Here is a 21,034-nt window from a genome sequence, read left to right as displayed (position 1 = left end):
GAGCAAATGAATTTAACAAATAACTTACTGTCACAGTTAAAAGGTAGCTGAGAGGCTATAAATTTACAGAAAAAACTTTGATGTACGATAAAATTGTCAAAGCAGGTCCAGACGGAAACTTTATCAGACGGACATCAAAAGCCTACAAAAATGATTATTATTTGCCAAACATCCCAATTCGCGTATCACACGGAAACTGGATTACCGACAGAAGCCCGACCATCAAGAAAAAAACAGCCAGAGGATCTCAATTCCTCTGGCTGTTTTGCCCTTTTACTCTGTCGATTTCTTATAAAACCTGGCGCGTAAAACTAATAAAACAAAGCATAAAATCAAAACAACTGAACAAACAAAGCCGTATCCGTATCCCACAAAAACCGGCAAAAACGTTACAATCAAAATCTCCACCAAAGCGATGACAGAATAGGCCAGGGAATAGTCCGTCAAAACCGTTGTTTTGAATTCAGGGTCAAGAATCCTAAGGAGGATGATCCCCATCGCTGCGATTCCTGTGTTCCAGCCAAAAATAAAAATGCCACGCTCAAACCAGTTCGATACAAAATAACGCTTTCCAATGAAAAAAACAAACATAATACAGTACAAAATACCAAACAGGCAAAGAAAGAGTATCGGCTTCCAATAAGCGAACACAATTTTAATATCCAGTGACGCCACACCGAAGAACAGAAGATAATCGGTAATGGAGCTGCCGATGTGAGTGATAATCTCTTTGTCCACATATTGATTAAGCTTAACCGCTTTTAAAAAGGCATTGATCATAATACCACAGAAAAGGGCAAGACAGACCAGCGGAAGGGCAAAAGGAAGACCCAGTTTTTGATAGTAGAAATCAATCAGATAGGCGCCGCCCGTCGCGGTTAACACTAAACCAATATGCCATGTATAAGTCTCAACAGAAATTGCCGATGTCGTTTTTCTTCCGTAGGCATCCTGCTCATTTGGTGAATAAAATCCTGTTCGCATCGACTCCGGCAGCTTCTGCATGCTTTTAATATATGTAGGGTATCCTTTTGATATGCCATACTTTATTAAGATAATCCCAATTAAAAGAGCTACGATTAAACCGATGGTGGCAAACGTCTGGCCAATAGCGACAGCATGTTCCCAGCCTGTTATCTCCTGAAGCGTGCTCCCAATGGCAACGGCATATCCATGTCCACCGACAAATCCGGACGGCAACAGCAGCGCGATAGAAGTATTGACTGCTGGAAAAAGAAGGGGAATAAAGATGAAGCCTGCCAACAGTGAAAAACCATACTGTCCCAGCTCAGCGGCAAGATTGAGATAGAAAGTGTCTTGCGTCTTTTTAATGGCTTTCATCAGGCCCGTCCCTTTATTTCCAATAAACAAACCTCCGAAAAGAACCACAATGAGAAAAACCGGATAATTGATAATTTCTTTACTGAATGGCAGAACATTCAAAAAGCAGCGTCCACCGACTAAGCCAATAACACCTGCAATCAATGGAGCGGGCAACAGAAGTCTCTGAACAATTTTTACCTTTGAGCGCAAAAACTGCGCAAATACCATCAGCAAAGATGCCAGAGCAAAGTCAATCAGCAAGGTATTAAACGAAAACTCCATGTTCCCCCTCCATTCTGTTCTTTTCTTATGCAGAACATTTTAAATCGTATCTTTGACGCTTTTTTCTGCGCTCTTGGTCCTTTTGAGCAAAATAACCGCTGAGACAATTCCCAAAACTGAAAACACAATGAGAAAAACAAATATTTTATTAAATCCAATCGCAACATTGCCAGCCGCTTCTGCCGCATCGAGCCAGGAACCACAGATCGGCCCTACAAAGAAGTCTGGAATAAAAGCAATAAAGGATATAACACCTGTTGCCATAGCTGTTTTTTCAATCGAAATACCTGCCTGTCCCATTGTTGACCAGTAGGTTGATTTCATAATGTTAACAATAAGCGCTAAAACCAGAGTGATGATCACACACAAAGTGACGTTAAAGGACGTGAATATCACCCCGGCTGTTAAACCTGCAACTAAGGTAAAAAGCACAATAAAAGCCTGTCCTTTATATGAAAATTTATCGACAACATATCCACCTAAAAATCCAGCTACCAAAACAATTATATAGCTTCTGACAATGCCAATTGTGCTGGCCGTCTGCTGTGAAATATTGAGCACCCGCACTGTGTAGGTCGTCATATAGCCGTTTCCAACCGTCCACGATACATATGCGCACATAACCACAAAAGTAACTACCCAGATCGCCGGATCTTTCACAGCCTCCATGAATCCCTTGAGTCCAGACTTTTCTTTCTTTGCCTCGGCCTTAACCGGGTCTTCGTCTGGCATAATAAAAATCGTCGCAACCAGAAGTAAAACATAGGCAATCATGCAGAAGAAAAGAGCGCCGCGGAATCCTGTAAAAAGTGAATTTCCAACCAGTCCCACAATCCACAGGCAAATGAATCCGGCGATGGTCTGCGCAATCCCGCGCGTCGCTTCACTGCTCCCAAACATTTTTCCCTGATTTTCTTCTGTTCCAAGAGCGCGGACAGCATTTAAATAAGCTGACCAAAAAGTCGCGATGGCAAAGAATGAATGCAGGGCAAAAATAATCATGACCTCAACATATGTGTGTGCCAGCCAATACCAGGCGGTCAACACCAAAAATCCGATTAAAGAAACGATAAAAAGCTTCTTGGTTGAAAACTTGGATGCAAAATACCCGGAAATGGGATAACATACTGTATTAGCCAGGGCTTTAGCCGAAGCCACCAGACCCATCTGCGTATCTGTCAGCATAAACGCTGATTTCATCTGATCATAAAATGTATACCGCAAGGATGGCATATAATAGGCAAATGCGCATACAAAACTGACAAGAATAAAAATCGCAAGCGTCCTTTTTTTAGTCCTCTCGTTCATGTTACTGTCTCCTTAATTAATGCGTTCTTTGAATTCCGATGGCAAATAAGGCTCTAATATCTTCTGCTGTTCTTTTGTGATATCCGGTGGCGTAAATGCTTCAATACGTTTCTTAATATGCTCTCTTGCAGCTTCCAGGATGTCTTTATTGCCGTTGTTTTGCCAGCTCAACGGATCTTCTTTATTGAACAGGTGCGGCACGACAAACTCCTCGCGGAACATTTTAGGGGTTCTTCCCATCAGAAAGCTCCCTTTCGGGCCGATCTTTTCAATTTCATCTCGGCAAAACCGTTTATCCTCGCAGTTTATTCCTTCTCTTATCCGAAGCGCATAGCGAATAACATCTTCATCCAAAACAAATTTTTCTGCACTGCCCACATTAAACTGTCCTAAGCAACCAGCTCCATGAAGAATCACATCGGTGTCTGCATCCACTGTCGCCTGAGTAATCAGAGTGGTTTCACATCCTGCCTGAAAATCGCATGTTTTAGAATCGGCCAGACTGCCGCCTGTCCTGAAAGGCAGATTATAAAGATCGGCCAACCCAGCGGTCGCATAGACACCAAGGGCTGTCTCGGCAGAACCGATTGACAGCTGCAGCGTGTGCAGATTAGCGGAAGCGGGTGTATTCCCATAGACAACAGCAACCTCCGGGTTCAGAAGCTTTGCCAGCACATAGCCGCCTAAAACTTCTGCGTTGCTGACCGCAAGCTCTCCCGCCATGGAACCCGGCACTGTCATCTTGGGCATTGGCACGCTGGTTATCAGAAGCGCCTGGTTTTCTTCGCAACAGGTAAAAATCATCTCAACCGGAGCAAAGTGCATGCTCAGCGGTGTCAACGTTGTTGTCAGGCCAAGGCCGCAAATTTTATCTTTTGACACTCCTTCGAAGCGGCGCGTAAACTGAAACAGCTCTCTGCAGATCGCCCGCATTTTTTCAGCCGGATCCTTAAGTGGATTTGGCCTGATAAATAAAGTCATCTTTTTTGAATATCTGAGCATGATGGCAATGGAGCCAAAACGCCTCTGAGCATCGGTCAAATGGTCGGTTTCAATCATAAAATTACAGTTAGACACATTGATAACATCGCTTGTTTCAGATAGAATAAACTGATTAACATAATCCCGGTTCGTACATTTACGAATTTTACCATGGTCATTATTATAAATATATCCGGCCAGCGGAACAAAAAGCTTTGACCCCTTACCGACTGTTTTCGTACACTTATGGCTCGTATACTCAAAGCTGGGCTTTGCGAGCTTCAGCGCATCCTCAACCATCTTTCTCGGAATATAAACCTTATGTCCATCAACCTTCGCCCCATGCTTTTTAAACACCTCACAGGCTTCATTGTGATCAAATTCCATCCCCACTGTTTGCAAAATATCCAAACTATTTTCATGGATTTTCAGAATATCATTTTTTGAAATAAATCTTTCATATGCTTTCAATGTTTTCCCCCCTATGCGGAAACAAGTAAACACCGGCATGTCTAGAATAGCAGTGTATTACTCAGCAGTTTGGTAAAGGACTTCACTCCTTTATTGACCCCATTATATAAATATATTTTAAATTTGTCAATATTTGTTTTAAATTATTTTAAACAGTTCAAAATAATTTAAAACAAATATTGAATCTGTTGACTTTGTTTTTTTCAAAGTGTATAATTAATGAAAATACATAAACAGGATAACAGAGGCATAAAAATGGCAAAAAAAAGAGATAAAAATGAAATTTATAATAAACTCTTAAGTGAAACCAAAAATCTGTTTAAGCAAAATGGCTATGACGGAACCTCAATGCGTGATATCGCTGCGGCTGCAGGTGTTAATGTATCTTTAACCTACTATTATTTTCCAGACGGAAAATATACCATCGCAAAAATGATGTGCGATGATTTTTCGAGGAAATGCGCTAAAACAATGCACGATTATCTGGATGATCAGGACCCCTTGCTCTACTCACTTGTTTTTTACCGCTATATTCTGCGCGAATTGCTCGACAGTAAAAATGATTTAGATTTTTATATCGAAACCTGGATGGACGCAGACTATATATCACCACCCTTGTTTTTATTTACATATAATGCCTTTCAGGACATGAACCGAACAGAAGATTATCAGTTTTCAGAAAAGCTTGGCATTAAGTCTAACGGCATCTGGACTGCCCTGAACAAGGCAAAGATCTCCGGTACCATCGAGATTTCCTACGAAGAAATACGTGACGAAACAGACACCGCCCGAATGCTGATGATGGGGCTTTCCTATCAGGAAGCACGGGAATATATTGATCTCGCAGAAAAACAGCTTGCCCAGATCCCGGTTATGCATTATACGATTCTATAAAGTTTTTTGGTGAAAAATGAAAATGCCCAGATCTCTTACAATAAAGAGATCTGGGCATTCTTAAGTTTATGCCTTTTCTTTCTCCATCTGCTCCCGCTGCCTTTCTTCCTCCATTTCCTCAATATAAGTCGCGTCATACCGATCGCGGTGCAGAATAAATTTCACGCCGGCAATGAGCACGAGGAGCGTAAAAATAACTGCCGGGAAACCCAGAGCGACGATTACCTGATTGAGGGCGTCGTAACCGCCCACAAAAAGGAGTACCATTGTCAGCACACCCATAAAAATCGCGACTGCTGCGTTCAGGCTTTTGGGAATTTTGGTCAGGGAGACGTCCGTCGACGTTTTTTTCATCAAAAGCATGGGGAAAGAGTAGGCTACAGAATCCGAGAAGGTGATAAAGGTCATCATGGCAACAATGATAAAGACCCATTTCATGACGGTACCCAGGGGGAGGGTGTCTAAAAACGCGAAGGTTGCGATACCGTCGCCGAACTGCTGCATCTGGGCAAAGAGATCGCTGCCGTTTAAAATACCCATCATGGCGTTACCGCCAAAGGCGGCGTACCAGGTAAACACAACCGTACAGGGCAGCAGGCAGTTGACTAAAAGAAACTGGCGCAGCGTACGTCCATAGGCGATACTGACGTAAAACAGGGCCTGCATGAGGGCCGGCACCAGATTCCAGGCATAGTAGAACATGGAGTTGCTGCTCTGCCAGCCGGTCTGATAGACCGGATCACCAAAGGAGATCATGGGAATAAAATCCCTCACAAATTCGCCAAGAGCCGTAAAAAGCAGGGTAAAAGTTTCATTAGCGCTCGTGGCCAGTATGACAAAAACCAGAATCACAGCGTAGCACACTGCATTGACATTGCTGAGATATCCCATGAGCTTATGGGCGCCGGAGGTGGCAAAAATGACGGTCGCCACTGTATAGATGATGATTAAAACTACTTCAAAGCTGGGTGTCTGGTCCATTCCGGCCACCGTACCAATGCCCGCGTTCAGCTGGATAACGGCGAGTCCCATGTTGGTTCCGCAGACAATCAGGCAGACTACCATGAGGATATTCGCGATATTCCCGATCCAGGTTTTGGATTTTTCACCAATCAGCGGAAATAGCGTGGAGCTCCCCCGCAGGTCCCGCTTTCCATTGTAATAGACCAGGGCCAGAATCATGGCGAAAAAGACCATCAAAAAATACGGGGGAATACCGTAGTGCAGAAAACAATATTTCAGACTGGGAATGACCGCCTCAGGGCTTCCGGCCGCCACGTGCATAAATTCCGGAGGGTTCATAAAAGCGTTGACCGGGCCGGACACACCGTAAAAGCAGATGCCGACAGCGATGGTGCCCGTAAGCGACAGGGTGCACCAGGTAAAAAGGCTGAAGCTCGGCTTAGCTTTTTTTCCGCCAAGCCTTATACTGCCGTACCTGCCAAAGATCAGCCAGAAGCAGACAATAGTAATGGCACAGACACAGATGATGTAAAGCCATTTAAAGTGTGCCATAATAAAATCAACGCAGGCGCCGAGCATTGACTCGAACTGTTCGGGGAAAGCTGCGCCAGCGACCACTACCAGGAGCAGACAGACTCCTCCTGGAATCAGCACGCTCTTATCAACTGCCTTCCACATACTTCCGTTCTTCTTTTCCTTTTTACCAGACATGTTACCCTCCTTTTTATACATGTTCTCCAAACAGACAGGACTGGGGAGGTTCCGCCTGTAAAGGAACCTCTGCCCAGCCTGAAATATATTTTTATTCTCAGCCTTTTAATACCAGAATTCTTTTGGAATATATTTTTCGATCAGTGCTTTCTGGCCGCTGTCCATTTCGGGCATGACGTATTCCTCCAGACGCTTCTGGTAAGCGGCTCTGGTTTTGCTCTTGATGGTTGGTTTTCCCGCCGCAACCCAGTTGCCGTGGGAAAGGCGGTTACAGATATCTGGCATAAAGTAGTCGTTTCGGTAAAGGCGGGTGGTTCTTCCCAGAAAATCTCCGCCAGGGCCGGCCTTCTGAATTTTGTCAAACAGCAGGGTTTCCTCTGTGACCTCATAGCCGCGGACAAAACGTTCGATGGACTGGATCATCTCTTCATCATAGATATACTTATCATAGCTGATGGTGTTGACAGAGTCCAGCATACCGCAGGACAGCAGCATGACGTCCACGCCGGACATAATGGCCGCGTAGCCGCTGTTGAAGGATTCGACGCCGGATTGGATATCCATATCCTTGGCGTCATTCATCAAGCCTCCGGTGCGAACTGGCATGCCGTAAAAGTTTGCCAGTGATTTGGCGGTCTGGAAGATCAGCGACTGCTCCGGACTGCCCATTGTGCCTACAGTATAGCGCAGATCTGAGCCAAGCCCCTGGAGGCCGTATACCACCGGGACGCCTGGGTTAATAAGCTGTGTCAGCACAACGCCGGCCAGAATTTCTGTATTGGCTACCAGAATATGTGAGGCCAGTGTATCCGGAACGGTCAGACCGCTCATGCCCGCCGAGGTGACAAAGGTTGCCTGTCCCTCTGACGCGTACTTGATCAGGCCTTCACACATGGCCTGTGAATAATGGAAGGGGGAGGCGACGTTGATGAGTCCAGAAACTACGCAGCGCTTGTCCGAATCGTCTATGCCATAAAAGCGGCGCACCATATCGATACATTCGGCGGCGCTTCTTCTGCCGTCAACCATGCCCATGAGCGGCTTGTCCAGATACATGAGCGTGGCCGCCATGGCGTAGTTGCTCCGGTCCTCGGGCTTGATCTTCGGCATATCCATGTTGTTGGGATTACCGATAGTCACCACCTTGCTGCTCTGGTCGAGCTTTGCGAAATTAGCGAAATCAAGGGGGGTGGGGAAATGGTAGTCGTCGTCCTCATAAACGTACATGGGACCATAGCTAGAGGCGTAAACAGGCTTTCCGTCCCCCAGCGTGAGGGAGCCTTTTCTGCCGTACCACTCGTAGGTTTTCGGAATGGTTTTCAGCGCGTCGTCCAGCATTTTTTCTTCGATAAATACGGTTTCTCCGTCCACCCGGGCGCCGTGTTTTTTGAAAATTTCCAGCGCCTCGTCACAGTAAAAGACAACGCCGGTCTCCTTTAAAAGTCTCAGTGAATGTGAATGGATCAGCTCCAGCTCTTCCTGCGGAGCAAAGTTATAGGTCTGTTTCATATTTTATCTCCTGTTTATTTGACTTCCGCCGCCTGATCGGCGGACGGTTCCTGTTTGTTTTTAGCCTGTAATTTTTTTGAGTAAGCCATGGTAATCCCCGCGGTGATAATCCCTAAAATACCGCAGCCGATGGCCCAGTACCAGATAAAATCATAGCCTGCGTTGCCGTAGGCGTCCAGCCATGAGCCGGCAAGCTTGGCAAAGTAGATATCCGGGGTATAGCAGATCAGCGAGATGATTCCGGTAGATACGCCAGTGAGCGAAAGGGGAATGCCGACTTCACCCAGAGTTGCAAAGTAGATGCCGCGCATCCCGGTATAAACGGTGGCAAAGACAAAGGTGACGACAATACACATCATGGTGGCATCCCTGGTCAGGATCATCACCACAGTCATAATGGTGGCCAGCACCAGGTAAATTCCCAGCGTTTTAACCTTTGAGCCGATCTTATCCGCAATAAACCCGATGGCCAGGGTGGAGAGGCCCGCGATGATATAATTACGGATTACCGCAAAATTGCTGGCCTGTGTTTCCGAAATGCCCAGAACGTTGGTGGTGTAAGTGCCCAGATAGCCCGCGCCTGCTGAGGTAAAGGAAAAGCAGAAGAAAATCAGCAGCGCCAGCAGCCAGGTACCCGGCATTTTTAAAACCGTGACGATATTCTTCATGCTGAAGCCTTCCTGGACCACCTCATTGCCCTCCTCTGCGCCGATGATTCTGCCCGGCACCAGAATAAAGATCAGGACTGCCAAAATAATGAACAGGGCGCCGTTGAAGAACAACATCATCTGCCACTGCTGCCCCAGCACCTGCGGGTCAATCCCGGTTCCCGGAAAAACCGCTTTGTTTAAAAGGCTTGCGCCGAAAAAACCGATCAGTGTTCCCACAATGGCCCTTACAAATTCAGACGTGGAGTACATTCTTCCCTGTTCAGCATCTGTCCCCATTTTACGGACAACCTTCAGATAAGCTGACCAGATGAAAATACTGGTGCCGATGCCGTATAAAATATGAATGATCATAATTTCAATGCTTCCAGGGACAATGCCATACCAAAATGAGGCCAGCCCCATCATCACAGCGCCGATAACCAGCAAATTCCGCTCACTGAATTTATCGGCCAGTATCCCTCCGATCGGGTAGATCAAAACAGAGAAAATTCCAAACCACAGCCCAATATCGCCAATAAACTCATGGGCGTAGGACGCGGACACAATGGGCTTAAACTGTGTAAAGACAATGATCATCTGATCATAATAGTTGTAGCGTAAAAACGGAACATAGACCATGATGCCGCCCAGCAGAGAAACCAGCGCCAGCACGACCCATCTTTTTTTCCCGGTTACTTTCATAATATTACTCTCCTTATTCTTTAACGGCCGCGAACGCCAACCTTCAGCACGTTGCGCAGGTAATCGATGCTCTTTTTGCAGGCCTCGATTTCTTTTTCTCTGGCAACCTCCAGCGTGTCGCCGCCGATTTCGTATTCAACCTCAAAGGTGATGCGGTCCAGCGGCGCCTGCTCTTTCAGCATTTTTAAAATTTTCGCACAGTCAATGTCGCCATCGCCAATGGCCACACCGATGGAGTGGGTGCCGTCCGGGTCGATGACCAGCTTGTTGTCGCAGAAGTGGCAGCAGTTTGCGTAAGGCGCCATCTTCTCTGCGCAGGCTTCCGGGCCTTCCAGTACGCACAGAGAATTGATGGTGTCCAGACATGCCCCGATACTCGGATGGTTCAGCTGTTTTACCAGCCAGATAACCTCATCGGCGTAGGTATCGCAGTGGTTCTCGATGGAAACCTGAAGCCCCAGCGCTTCCATGAGCGGAATATTCTCTTTGAATTCATGGTAGCGCGCTGCTAGCTGTGCCATGACATCCGGATGAAAGCAGGTGCCGTACAGCGGCTTTGGCCGCTCGATGTCCAGGCTGAATTTGACCAGATCCGCGCCCATAGCCTTGGCGTTCACCAGGGCGTCGTGCACGTTTGAGTTGACACGCGGGTCGCAGGGGGCGTCAAAGGATACGTTGTATTCCAGATAGAGCCCGTGATCCTCAGCCGCGGCCTTCACCTCTGCCAGATGGGCGGTGTCAAGGGTTTCCAGATCCACGTTGGTGATGTGGAGTCCGTCCAGTCCCCATTCCACAGCCAGATCCATGAGCTGCATGAGGTTGATGGACTTTTCAAAGGCATGTTCGGAATCAAAGCCCCAGCTTTCGCCAAGTCCGCTGAGGTGCAGGGTATAGGTGTGCATTCCGAGTTTTATCTGTCTGTCGTTTTGTTTCATGATCATCTTCTCCTTTTACTGTTTCTATTTTATAAATCGTACTTGTAGCCTTCTGGCAGATACGCGTTTAAAAGCTTTTTCTGGGTGGCAGTGACCTCGGGCAGCTCGTAGCTTTCGAGACGTTCATTTATAATCCTGCGGGCGCGGGCAACCAGATTGCCGTTCTTTTCAATCACGTCCGCCGGCGAGCCGCCTTCTCTTACGAAAATACTCGGGAAGTAGTTTTCCTTCCGGTAATCCTTTGGCGTGCGGCCTTTTAAGAAATTGCCGCGCGGGCCGGTTTTCGCGATGAGATCAAAATACAGCTTGTCCTCGGTGATGTCAAGGCCCTGGTTCACGCGTTTGAGGTAAGCGATGTTTTCTTCATCCAGCACAAAGTTTTCAAGGGAGCCCAGGTTATAACCGCCGTAAGCGCCTGCGGCGTTCAGGATAAAGTCGGTTTTGCCGAGCATGCCGGTCATGAGGGTCATCATGGATTCCGCGCCGCACTGGAAATCCAGGTCAACGGCGGTGGTGGCAGATACACCGGAGCGCACTGGCAGGTTATAGTAACGCCCCATGGCGACCAGTCCCATCTGCATGAGAACAGCTTCCGGGGCGCCGGTGGCCAGCTGCACGGTGCGCATGTCGGTGGGGGAGGTCACTGAGCCGTAAACCGCGCCCACCCCTGGGCTGATGAGCTGTGTCAGCACTATACCAGCCAGAATATTGGCATTATCCTGAACAATGGCGCTGGCCAGTGTCGGAGGACAGGTCAGGTTCGTCATAGAGCAGGAGATAATGATCACAGGCTGGTTTTCCTGAACCGCGCCGATGATGGTGTCTGCTACTTCTGCGCCAATGGCCAGCGGCGACAGCACACAGCAGTTGGACATGGTTACCGGCTTGTCCCAGATGTCATAAAATTCGCGGTGCAGCTTGACCAGTCTGCGGTTGGCTTCGATCAGCGAGCCTTTTTTATAGTTGATGGGCGTGATGGTGTTGCCCTGGTAAATGGGCTTCTGGCAGTATTTCAGGCCCATGGCTGCCTGCGGTGTGTGGAAATCATCGCCGGATTTATCCAAATCGTCGGTATTCTGGCAGGAATGGGTGGGCATGCTGATGACCTTGCTGGTTTCCTGAAGAATGTAATACTGCTCAACATCCTTTAAATTGGCCGGGCGGTAGGTATTGTTTTCAAAATCCTGGATAGTGGTGGGCGCCACCGGACCCGCGCAGATCGTGGGGGCGCTCTCGCCGAGGGTCAGCTTGCCGGACGGGCTGTAAATATCAAATTCCTTTGGCACAGTGGACAGGCCTTTTTTTAAGAGGGCTTCGTCAATAAAGATCTTATGGCCTTCGACGCGGGCGCCGTTCTTTTTAAAGACCTCGGCGGCAGCATCACTCTCGATGATCACACCAACCTCGGATAAAATTTTCAGAGTATATTCGTGGATCAGCTCAATTTCGTCTTTTGTGATATATTTCTCAAATAAATTACGGTTTGGGTACATGTTTTTCCTCCAATTTTTCATATCAGTCATTTTTCATTAATTCCATTTTATTCCATCATTCTGCAGATTCTGGAAGTATCGGCTTTCCGATTCATGCCGTTTAATAACGCAAGACCCGTGCCAATCTTAAAAAAGCCCCAGCTGCGCCATTTCTCCCCCAAAAAGAACAACCTGTTAATCATTTTTAACTACCTATACTTTTTAATATTTATTAATTTATGCAAAAATGACTATTTTTTCGGAAATCGCTTGTTTTTTATAAAGAACCCCGGTATACTAGAAGAAAGGCGGTGATTTTGTGAACAATCCATTTCAGCACAGCGAAGAATACCTGGACTATCTGATGTCTCTTCCAAAGGAGCTCTATATTAAAATTCTTGAAAATCTTTTTCTGGGCGTTTTTGTCAGCGACCAGAACGGAAAAACCATCTACGTGAACCCGGCCATCTCAAGGCATTACGGCAAACTGCCCGAAGATCTAGTGGGTGACAGCGACTGGGGGAAATGGGAGGGCGTTGTCTACCCGCCCGCCTATAAAAATATGCTGGCCATGAAAAGGCCGCTGATCTACAGACAGAAAAATATGCTGTCGCGCAATTATATGGAAATCATCGACACTCCGGTCATGAAAGAGGATACGCCTGACGACATCGACTTTACGGTCTATGTGATTCAGGAAAATTTTTCGGATGTGGACTTTGACGCAGACGCTAAGCTCATGGAAAAGCCCGAGAAAGTAAAAAAGCGCCAGAGGCGCAATATTGTAGGGGAAAGCCATGCTTTTCTGAAACGTATTGTGGAGCTGGAGCGTATCGCGAAGTCGGACATGTCCATCCTGCTTCTGGGGGAAAGCGGCACTGGCAAAACCCTGATCGCCGAGTATATCCATCAGTGCAGTGACCGCGGCTTTGGCCCTTTTATGTCCATCAACTGCGGCGCTATCCCCGACAATCTGCTGGAAAGCGAGCTTTTCGGCTATGCCTCCGGCTCCTTTACCGGCGCCAATACCCGCGGAAAAAAGGGCCTGCTGGAATCTGCCGACAAGGGGACTGTATTCCTCGATGAGATCGGGGATCTTCCCTTAAACCTCCAGGTAAAGCTCCTGCACGCCATCGAGAGCAAATCCTTCCTGCCCGTGGGCGGCACCACGCCTGTCCATGTAGATGTGCGTATCATTTCCGCCACCAACAAGGATTTAAAGACAGCCATCGCAGAAAAAACCTTCAGGGAGGACCTCTACTGGCGCATCGGCTCCTTTATCAGCTATATCCCGCCTCTCAGAGAACGCAAGGAAGACATTATTCCCCTCTCACTCCACTATCTGAAAAAACAAAATTTAAAGTACGGCACCAACAAGGTTTTTTATTCCCTGACCCTGCTCGCCCTGGTCCACTACGACTGGCCGGGCAATATCCGGGAGCTCAAAAATGTCATTGAGCGCATGTACGTCTTAACCAGCGGCTCCATTATCTACGAAAGCAAGGTGCCTGAGGAGATCCGCATGCACGTTCCCCAGACCGATGATAAGTTTTACCATTCCTACGACCAGCTTCTGGATCAGGTCAAAAGCTACATTATCCAGGACTGCTACAGCCGGAAAAAAACATCTGTCGGCGTGGCCGAGGAGCTGGGCATCACTCAGTCAAAGGCCAGCCGGCTCATACGAAAATACTGTGCTAAGGAGGAATGAGCATGGAAAAGGACTTAAAGGCGCTGCGCCCGCTGAGTATCGGCGATCTGGAGCGCATCACAGACATGGCAGTGATGATTCTTGACGCCGAAGGGCATATTATCTGTTACTCAAAGGGCTGTGAAAAGATTGAAGCCCTGCGGCGTAACGAGGTTATTGGAAAAAGCCCTGAGGAGCTCTATAACCCACAACAGTTTCCAAACATTATCCGCCCAAAGCGCTCAATGGTGCTCGATACACTGAAAACCGGAAAAATCTATCAGGAAACGCTGGACTATTACACCACCGTCGGCGGCAATGAGGCGAATATTCTGTGCAGCACTTATCCTATATACGGAAAAAATGGTAAAATCGATTATGCCCTGTGCATTTACCGCGAGGTCTCGGATTATCTGGAAATGATCGCCGAGGGTAATAAAAAACAGAGTGACCGCCAGATCCCCTCCCATTACCAGCAAAATGGTACACAGCACACCTTTGACAATGTGATCGGCAGCAGCCCGATGCTGCAAAAGGCAATTTACCGGGGGAAAATCGCGGCTAAAACAGATGCCCCTGTGCTCATCTGGGGCGAGACCGGCACTGGCAAGGAAGTTTTTGCCCAGAGCATTCACAACTACAGTGCCTTTTCTCCCTATCCCTTCGTGGCTGTAAATTGCAGCGCTATCCCAGAAGCCCTGCTTGAAAGCACGCTGTTTGGCACCTGTAAAGGCTCATATACCGGCGCGGTCAACCGCAGGGGACTGTTTGAAGAGGCTGAGAACGGCACTCTGTTTTTGGATGAGCTCAACTCCATGGCTGTCGGGCTCCAGTCAAAGCTGCTGCGCGTTCTGGAGACCGGGCGCTTCCGCGCGGTGGGCGGTCAGGAGGAAAAACCCTGCAAATGCCGCATCATCAGCGCCATCAATGAGGAGCCCTTCATCGCCATTGAAAACAGCCATTTACGGGCAGACCTCTATTACCGCCTGGCCGTTTTCTCCATTGAGCTGCCCCCGCTGGCCAGCCGCAGGGAGGATATCGCTGAGACGGCTGAGTATTTTATTGGCAGTATGGCGCCAGTGCTCGGAAAAAAGGTCACCCGGTTATCCAGCGCGGTAAAACAGATTTTTGAATCCCACAGCTGGCCCGGCAATGTCCGGGAGCTGCGGCATATCATCACTCAGGCCATCTATTTTGCGGGAAAGGATGAAGCCTTTATTAAGCCCCACCACCTGCCTGAGTACCTGCTTAGGACAAATACAGCTCCCGAAGCTGCGCCGCCCTCCGGCCTGCCCGGAACCAGCGGGGAAGAAGGGCTCAGCCAGCTGATGAACGCTTATGAAGCAAAGATTATCCAGGATACCCTTGAAAAAACCGGGCATAATGTCAGCAGAGCTGCAAAGCAGCTCCAGATTTCCCGGACAAATCTGCACAATAAAATCAAGAAGTACAACATGGAAAAAGCTGAGGGCTAAATGCCCTCAGCTTTTTTGTGCCGTCTGTAAATTATCACAGCCAGTATGATACTGATCACCGAAAAACTGATCATCCAGATAAATATCTTATTAAAGCCCATCACCGGGTCTGCGTCAATCCATGAGCCCATGATGGTTGTCATAAAGGCCTCCGGCGCATAGGCGATAAAGGAAATAATGCCTGTGGCGGCCGCGGTCAGCTCAAGGGGAATCCCGCCTTCGCCCATGACGGAATAATAAACAGATTTAACCGTAAAGTACAGAAAAGACATAACCATGGTAATGACAATGGCCACTGTCACCAGACTGCTGCTAAAAATTAAAAGCGCCGCGCACACGATAATGCCGCCCAGAAGACCGCTGATAAAAATGGCTCTGGATTTTGCCTTGTCCGCCAGGATACCGCCCAGCACACCTGCCGCGATCACGATGACATAGCTTCTGAAAATCGCCAGTCCGCTGGAGACAGAGGCCGATACGCCCAGCACCTGCGTCGTATAAGTGCCGAGGTAGTTTGTCCCGGTATTGATCACACAAAAACAGCTGAACAGAAAAAATGCAACCAGCCATGTGCCAGGGAGCCTGAGCGCTTTTATAATATTTTTCATCCCTTTTTCCTGTGGATTATTCTGTTTTGAAGCTTTAGTCTCTGTTTTGGGTAAAAAGACGATGCTCAAAGCCGCGAAGAGCACATATAACCCAACCGAAATCCACAGGAGCACCTGCATTCCTCCCACGCTGTCCACAAAAAGGCCCAGCATCCAGAGAAAAACAAAGCCGGTTACCGCGCTGACCACACCGCGCATGGCCTCGCTGACACCAAAAAGCTTTCCCTGCTCCTCCTCTGTTCCCAGATGGCGCACAAAACAGATATAAGGCGACCAGAGCGTGGCGGTCGTAAAGAAGCCGTACAGGACATAGATAACCACCAGTGTATTATAGCCTGGAAAAGTGGACTGCCAGAAAGTGAGCCCTGCCATGGCTAAAAAAGAGATGGTCAGCAGAATGCGCGCGCTGAAACGGTCGGCCAGATAACCGCTGACCGGGTAACAGAACAGGGCAACCAGGCCATAAATTGACCCAAGCGTGCCCAGCTGCAAATTGGTCAGATGAAATCCGTCCAGCATCTGGTCATAAAAGAAAAAGCGGAGGTAGGGGATAAAATAGATAATCCCCACCATCACACTGATCAACACCAAAAGAAAATTACGTTTTCCCTTACTCATGACAGGCCTCCTAAATCTGGTCCCGGTAAGCTTCCGGCAAATACGGCTTTAACAATTCTTCCTGCTCTTTTGTAATTTCCGGCGCCTGGTAAGCCTCAATTCTCTCCTGCACTTTTTGTCCGGCATTTTCCTTGAGCCCAACCCGGCCTTTATTCTGCCAGTCGTTGGCGTCGGCCTTGTTCAGGTACTGGGTGAGATAAAATTCTTCACGGTACATCTTCGGCGTTCTGCCAGACAGGAAATTGCCCCTTGGCCCGGTCTTTTCAATATCCTTAAAACAGATTTTCTTCTCCGTTACATCAATACCCCGGTGAATCCGTTCGGCATAGGCAAAGATTTCCTCGTCCATCAGCATTTTTTCAAAGCTGACGATATTATATGTCCCCAGACAGCCTGTGCTGTGGAGGATCATGTCTGGTTTTGCCTCTACGGTCGCTTCAGCCATCATCATGGATTCCATACCTGCCTGGAAATCAAGATCCTTGGCGTCGCTGATGGCGCCGCCGGCCCGGAAGGGCACGCGGTAATAATCGGCCAGAGCTGCTGTTCCGTAAATCATCAGCGCAGCCTCTGGATTCCCCATGCTCAGCTGAATGGTCCTCAAATCTGTCGAGCCGGATACATTGGCGTAAATCATCGGTGTTCCGGGTTTTAAGAGCTGTGTAAAAACAAAACCTGCCAGAATCTCTGCATTCACCATGGTCAGAATCGAAGCGACAGACGGCGGAGCCGTTAAAACCGGCATCACACAGGAGGCCAGCCAGATACCCTGGTTTTCGCTGCAGGTTCCGATGATCCGCTCGATGGGGGCATGGTCATAGCAGAGCGGTGAAAGGGGATTGATCCCCACCGAAGCCAGGCATTTATCCTCAACGCCCTCAAACCGCTTCATCAGGCGGATACCGCCGGCCATGGCTTCCCGCAGACTGCCCTTTTCTGCCGAGGTATCGGGAATGGCAAAGGGGAAAGGCTTATTGGAGTATTTCATAAGCAGCGCCAGATAGGAATAGCGCTTTACATCATCGGAAAAGCCTTCCGATTCGGTAAAAAAGTTAACATGGTTACAGTCGAGCAATGGACTGGTATCAATAAGCTTAAACAGATCAATAATGTCCTTATTCAAAATTTTGCGGATATTGCCATGATCCTCGATAAAGGCTGGACAGCCCACCGGCAGCTTGACCATACTGCCGTCTCCAACCTCCACCGTTCCTCTGCCCGAGTACAGCGTGAAGGTCTCCGGAACCGTCGACAGGGCGGTGCGCACGTCCTTTTCACCCATATAGACGACATCGCCCTCGACCCGTATGCCATGCTTCCTGAAAATCTCCAGAGCTTCCCCATGCTCAAACTTGACCCCGACGTTTTCCAGAATACGAATGGTATTCTCATGAATTAATTCAATGTCTTCTTTTGCAATAAACTGTTCATATTTTTTCATCTTATTCCTCCCAAATGCAGCAGCATTAAATCTTAATCTTTAGTAAATGCAATTTTTATGCCAAAAACAAACCGCGAATAAAGCCATTTATTGTTCTAAAACACCGTAATTTTGTTTTTTTACTTAGTTTTTGTCTCTCCTTCGTTCAAAATAATGACACTGTCATAAAAAGCAACAAACCTAAAAAGCCTGTTTTTAACGAAAATCCAAGTATAGCGAACAAAATCTGTCCAAAATAATGACACTTTTAAAAAACTTTATTTTAAAAACAGCTACAAAGAATAATATTCATCTTTAAAATCAAAAAAATACTTGCTTAAATTAGAGTAAATATTTGTCCACTCCAATGGATTTCATTGACATTTTCTCTTGATGAGCGTATGATTATTTAAAAAGAACATATGTTTTAAAAAGAAAATTCATTCGAAAGGTGGGAGTATATGAAATTATTGGAAAAGGACGACTCTGTCATCAGTCTGAAAGCTGAGCTGGCCATTATCCAGGAGGAGATTATCTATCTTACTCAGCTTGAAGAAAAATGGATGCTTTTATCTGAAAAAACACCCTACACAAAGGTCGAAAGAAAAAAGCAAATTCTAAAGCAGCTAACGCTTATCCGAAAGGCGCTGGGTGAGCAGCGGCGTCAGGAGCACTTGCTTGAAAAAAGCCTTAAGGTTATTCTTGAGGCAATTCCAAAACTTAAAAACATTCAGAAAAAAGTATTTTACATGCAGCGCTATACTGGAAAATCGCTGGTACAGATTGCCGAGGAGCTCGAGTATGACTATGATTATATCCTCCATGTCGCCTCAAAAGCAAATCAAGCGATGAAACATCAGATTAAGTAATCAAATTCTCCCACTTGCCTCCAAAGAGCCGAAAGGCTCTTTTCTTTTTAAGCAAACACAGCACAAAGTGAACACAGCCGGTCCACGAATGCGGTGCTATAATGTGTTTATCGAAAGCATAGCTGTTATCGCGATACCACAACATCATCAGCCTTCGATAGAAAGTAGGTGATAATCGGAATGAACTTAAAGATTCGATTAAAGAACAAAACCTTCTGGATTGCCTGTATCGGCCTGATCGTTTTGATCCTGCAGTACGCCCAGGGATTTATCTCAACAGATTTTAACGTGCCTTTAATCGAAAAGATTTTGAACGCAGCGGTCATCTGTGCCGTTGCAATGGGCGTGATTGTCGATCCGACAACCCCCAGCATCAGCGATTCCGAACAGGTATTAAAAAAGAAAGACAAAAAGGAAAGAGGTGAAAATAATGGAGATGACCTTAACACAGGTTCAGGAAGCCCTTAAGCTCTGCAACTACGCGCCGGGGACGGTCGATGGCTTCGACGGTCCCGAAACCCAGGCGGCGGTGAGGCGGGCCCAGGAAGGCTATGGCATTGAGATTGACGGCATTGCCGGTCCGGTGACAAAAGACCACCTGTCCGGGCAGGTATGCGGCATACAGGCGCAGTTAAACGCAAAAGGCTGCGGCTGCCCGGTGGATGGCCTTCCAGGCCCCTTAACCGATGTAGCCGTCAAAGCACTGCAAGCCGATTTTGGACTCGTCGCTGACGGCATCGTCGGCTATAACACTGAAGCCGCCCTGTTTGGCTATGCCGCAGCCGATCCGGTGCCGGTTTTTGATCCGCAGGAACAGGTAACCGAGCATTTTAATATGCAGGAGTTTAAATGTGAGTGCGGCGGCAAATACTGCGATGGGTTTCCGGTTCCGATGAACCGGACGCTCATCGAAAAGCTGGAGCAGGTTCGGAAAGACCTGGGGATTCCCCTGGTTGTGACCTCTGGCGTAAGGTGTGAAATCCTCAACGCAGAAGTCGGCGGTGTACCGGATTCCTACCATAAACTGGGACGGGCGGCTGATATTGCCGTCTACGCCGCCAATGGCTACACCGTCGATGCGGTGGCAGACGCGGGTGAGCGGTATGGCCTGAAGACCATCCGCTATTATGACAAAAGCTTTGTGCATTTTCAGTGGAATGCTTAAAAACACACAAACTGCACACAGACAAAGAAGAGAAACCCAGCTAAAATAGAATTATAAAAGCGCCCGACACTGCATAAGGCCAAAAACTAAAGCAGAGGACCGGTCCTTCTTAAACCGGCAAGTGCACATTGCCGGTTTACTAAAAAAAATAAATAAAAAAAGAAAGAAGGATTTATATTATGGATCAGAAAGTATTAATGACACAGAAATGGTTAAATGCAACCTATAAAAATTTTAATGGTTATATCTCATGTACAGAAGACGGCCAAACCGGGAATGGTACGGTGGCATCTTTAATTTCAGCGCTGCAAATTGAAATTGGTGTTTCCACACCAACTGGTGAGTTTGGCCCAATGACCGCAGAGCTTTGTCCAACTGTCCAAAGTGGCGCGAAAGGTCATATTGTCAATATTATTCAGGGAGGGTTATGGTGTAAGGGGTTCTCTTCCCAGGATCTGACTCAGGATTTTGACAATACAACCGTTTCCGGTGTAAACCAATTTAAAATGGCAGCTGGACTTACCGCTGACGGGAAAGTGGATGCAAAAACAATGAAAGGATTATTATCCACAGATGCTGTCGTTTTAATTTCAGGCGGTGACAGCCGCATTCGGGCCATTCAGCAGGCACTTAACAATAAATACAGTGATTACTTCTGGATGGACTTGAATATCTGTCCCTGTGACGGGGTCTATGGCAGAAACACCTGTAACGCGCTGCTTTATGCCTTTCAAAAGGAAGTTGGCATTGATGAGCCAAATGGTGTATTCGGCCCTGGCACAGCACAGGGAGCGAATGATCATAATGTTGCGTTAAACAGCAAACAGACCGCTTTAGTTTACCTGCTTCAGTATATGCTCTATGTCAATGGATTTAATCCAGGCTCTTTTAATGGTATCTTTGATACCGGCGTTGAAAAAGCTGTGATCAATTTCCAGAGCCTGATGGCATTGGAGGCCGATGGATGGGTTGGCTTGTCGACTTGGGC

General features: G+C 47.4%; 18 protein-coding genes. 7 read left to right on the top strand and 11 right to left on the bottom strand.

Annotation, left to right across the window (positions count from 1 at the left end; translation table 11 throughout):
• Positions 1 to 273: 273 nt before the first annotated feature.
• Genes DW091_RS16045 through DW091_RS16035 form a run of 3 tightly spaced genes read right to left on the bottom strand, consistent with a single transcriptional unit; the run spans position 274 to position 4,365 of the window.
• Positions 274 to 1,605 (bottom strand): sodium/glutamate symporter, encoded by a 1,332-nt coding sequence (locus DW091_RS16045; RefSeq protein WP_118518663.1) that lies wholly within the window; start codon positions 1,603 to 1,605, stop codon positions 274 to 276.
• Between the two features lie 39 nt (positions 1,606 to 1,644).
• Complete coding sequence (locus DW091_RS16040; protein ID WP_118518662.1) at positions 1,645 to 2,913, bottom strand: MFS transporter; 1,269 nt, start codon at positions 2,911 to 2,913, stop codon at positions 1,645 to 1,647.
• Positions 2,914 to 2,925: 12 nt separating this feature from the next.
• Positions 2,926 to 4,365 carry a trimethylamine methyltransferase family protein gene (locus DW091_RS16035; protein WP_158577920.1) on the bottom strand — a complete coding sequence of 480 codons (1,440 nt, stop codon included), beginning with the start codon at positions 4,363 to 4,365 and terminating at the stop codon, positions 2,926 to 2,928.
• Positions 4,366 to 4,620: 255 nt separating this feature from the next.
• Here DW091_RS16035 and DW091_RS16030 point away from each other — a divergent pair, with 255 nt between their 5' ends.
• Complete coding sequence (locus DW091_RS16030; protein WP_058693011.1) at positions 4,621 to 5,259, top strand: TetR/AcrR family transcriptional regulator; 639 nt, start codon at positions 4,621 to 4,623, stop codon at positions 5,257 to 5,259.
• Between the two features lie 66 nt (positions 5,260 to 5,325).
• On the opposite strand, the gene DW091_RS16025 is transcribed toward DW091_RS16030, so the two are convergent.
• The 6 genes from DW091_RS16025 to DW091_RS20735 form a co-directional block, all read right to left on the bottom strand.
• On the bottom strand, positions 5,326 to 6,933 hold the full coding sequence (locus DW091_RS16025; RefSeq protein WP_158577919.1) for a BCCT family transporter: 1,608 nt from the start codon (positions 6,931 to 6,933) through the stop codon (positions 5,326 to 5,328).
• 105 nt (positions 6,934 to 7,038) lie between these two features.
• A complete protein-coding gene (locus DW091_RS16020) occupies positions 7,039 to 8,442 on the bottom strand; it encodes a trimethylamine methyltransferase family protein (RefSeq protein WP_058693009.1) in 1,404 nt (467 codons plus the stop codon).
• A 14-nt stretch (positions 8,443 to 8,456) separates the two neighbouring features.
• Entirely contained in the window at positions 8,457 to 9,794 is a 1,338-nt protein-coding gene (locus tag DW091_RS16015; RefSeq protein ID WP_074616349.1) for an MFS transporter, read from the bottom strand.
• 20 nt (positions 9,795 to 9,814) lie between these two features.
• Positions 9,815 to 10,729, bottom strand: coding sequence for a TIM barrel protein (locus DW091_RS16010; RefSeq protein ID WP_118518659.1), 915 nt, complete (start codon positions 10,727 to 10,729; stop codon positions 9,815 to 9,817).
• A 29-nt stretch (positions 10,730 to 10,758) separates the two neighbouring features.
• On the bottom strand, positions 10,759 to 12,222 hold the full coding sequence (locus DW091_RS16005; RefSeq protein ID WP_118518658.1) for a trimethylamine methyltransferase family protein: 1,464 nt from the start codon (positions 12,220 to 12,222) through the stop codon (positions 10,759 to 10,761).
• Positions 12,223 to 12,269: 47 nt separating this feature from the next.
• Positions 12,270 to 12,404, bottom strand: a complete 135-nt coding sequence (locus DW091_RS20735; protein WP_263422118.1) for a hypothetical protein — start codon at positions 12,402 to 12,404, stop codon at positions 12,270 to 12,272.
• 116 nt (positions 12,405 to 12,520) lie between these two features.
• Between DW091_RS20735 and DW091_RS16000 the strand changes: the two genes are divergently transcribed.
• Positions 12,521 to 13,912 (top strand): sigma 54-interacting transcriptional regulator, encoded by a 1,392-nt coding sequence (locus DW091_RS16000; RefSeq protein WP_083337014.1) that lies wholly within the window; start codon positions 12,521 to 12,523, stop codon positions 13,910 to 13,912.
• A 2-nt stretch (positions 13,913 to 13,914) separates the two neighbouring features.
• Positions 13,915 to 15,366 carry a sigma 54-interacting transcriptional regulator gene (locus DW091_RS15995; protein ID WP_158577918.1) on the top strand — a complete coding sequence of 484 codons (1,452 nt, stop codon included), beginning with the start codon at positions 13,915 to 13,917 and terminating at the stop codon, positions 15,364 to 15,366.
• Here DW091_RS15995 and DW091_RS15990 read toward each other — a convergent pair.
• Together DW091_RS15990 and DW091_RS15985 are read right to left on the bottom strand one after the other, a co-directional pair.
• Entirely contained in the window at positions 15,363 to 16,592 is a 1,230-nt protein-coding gene (locus DW091_RS15990) for an MFS transporter (protein ID WP_074616353.1), read from the bottom strand. The two genes, DW091_RS15995 and DW091_RS15990, sit on opposite strands and share 4 nt — an antisense overlap.
• Positions 16,593 to 16,602: 10 nt before the next feature.
• The gene (locus DW091_RS15985) at positions 16,603 to 18,033 is read right to left on the bottom strand and encodes a trimethylamine methyltransferase family protein (RefSeq protein WP_118518656.1); all 1,431 of its coding nucleotides are present in this window, start codon (positions 18,031 to 18,033) and stop codon (positions 16,603 to 16,605) included.
• A 440-nt stretch (positions 18,034 to 18,473) separates the two neighbouring features.
• Between DW091_RS15985 and DW091_RS15980 the strand changes: the two genes are divergently transcribed.
• The 4 genes from DW091_RS15980 to DW091_RS15965 all read left to right on the top strand — a co-directional run.
• Positions 18,474 to 18,881: a hypothetical protein gene (locus DW091_RS15980; RefSeq protein WP_118518655.1), complete on the top strand. Its 408-nt coding sequence runs from the start codon at positions 18,474 to 18,476 to the stop codon at positions 18,879 to 18,881.
• 180 nt (positions 18,882 to 19,061) lie between these two features.
• Entirely contained in the window at positions 19,062 to 19,349 is a 288-nt protein-coding gene (locus DW091_RS15975; protein WP_118518654.1) for a phage holin, read from the top strand.
• Positions 19,312 to 20,046 carry a peptidoglycan-binding protein gene (locus tag DW091_RS15970; protein WP_118518653.1) on the top strand — a complete coding sequence of 245 codons (735 nt, stop codon included), beginning with the start codon at positions 19,312 to 19,314 and terminating at the stop codon, positions 20,044 to 20,046. Before DW091_RS15975 ends, DW091_RS15970 begins: the two co-directional genes overlap by 38 nt.
• 179 nt (positions 20,047 to 20,225) lie before the next feature.
• Positions 20,226 to 21,034: peptidoglycan-binding protein (locus DW091_RS15965; protein WP_147365300.1), on the top strand; the 809-nt coding region annotated here is incomplete at its 3' end.

Source organism: Eubacterium sp. AM05-23 (genome assembly GCF_003477535.1).
Classification (GTDB): Bacteria; Bacillota; Clostridia; order Eubacteriales; family Eubacteriaceae; genus Eubacterium; species Eubacterium maltosivorans.
This window is presented reverse-complemented; position numbering and strand designations above follow the sequence as displayed.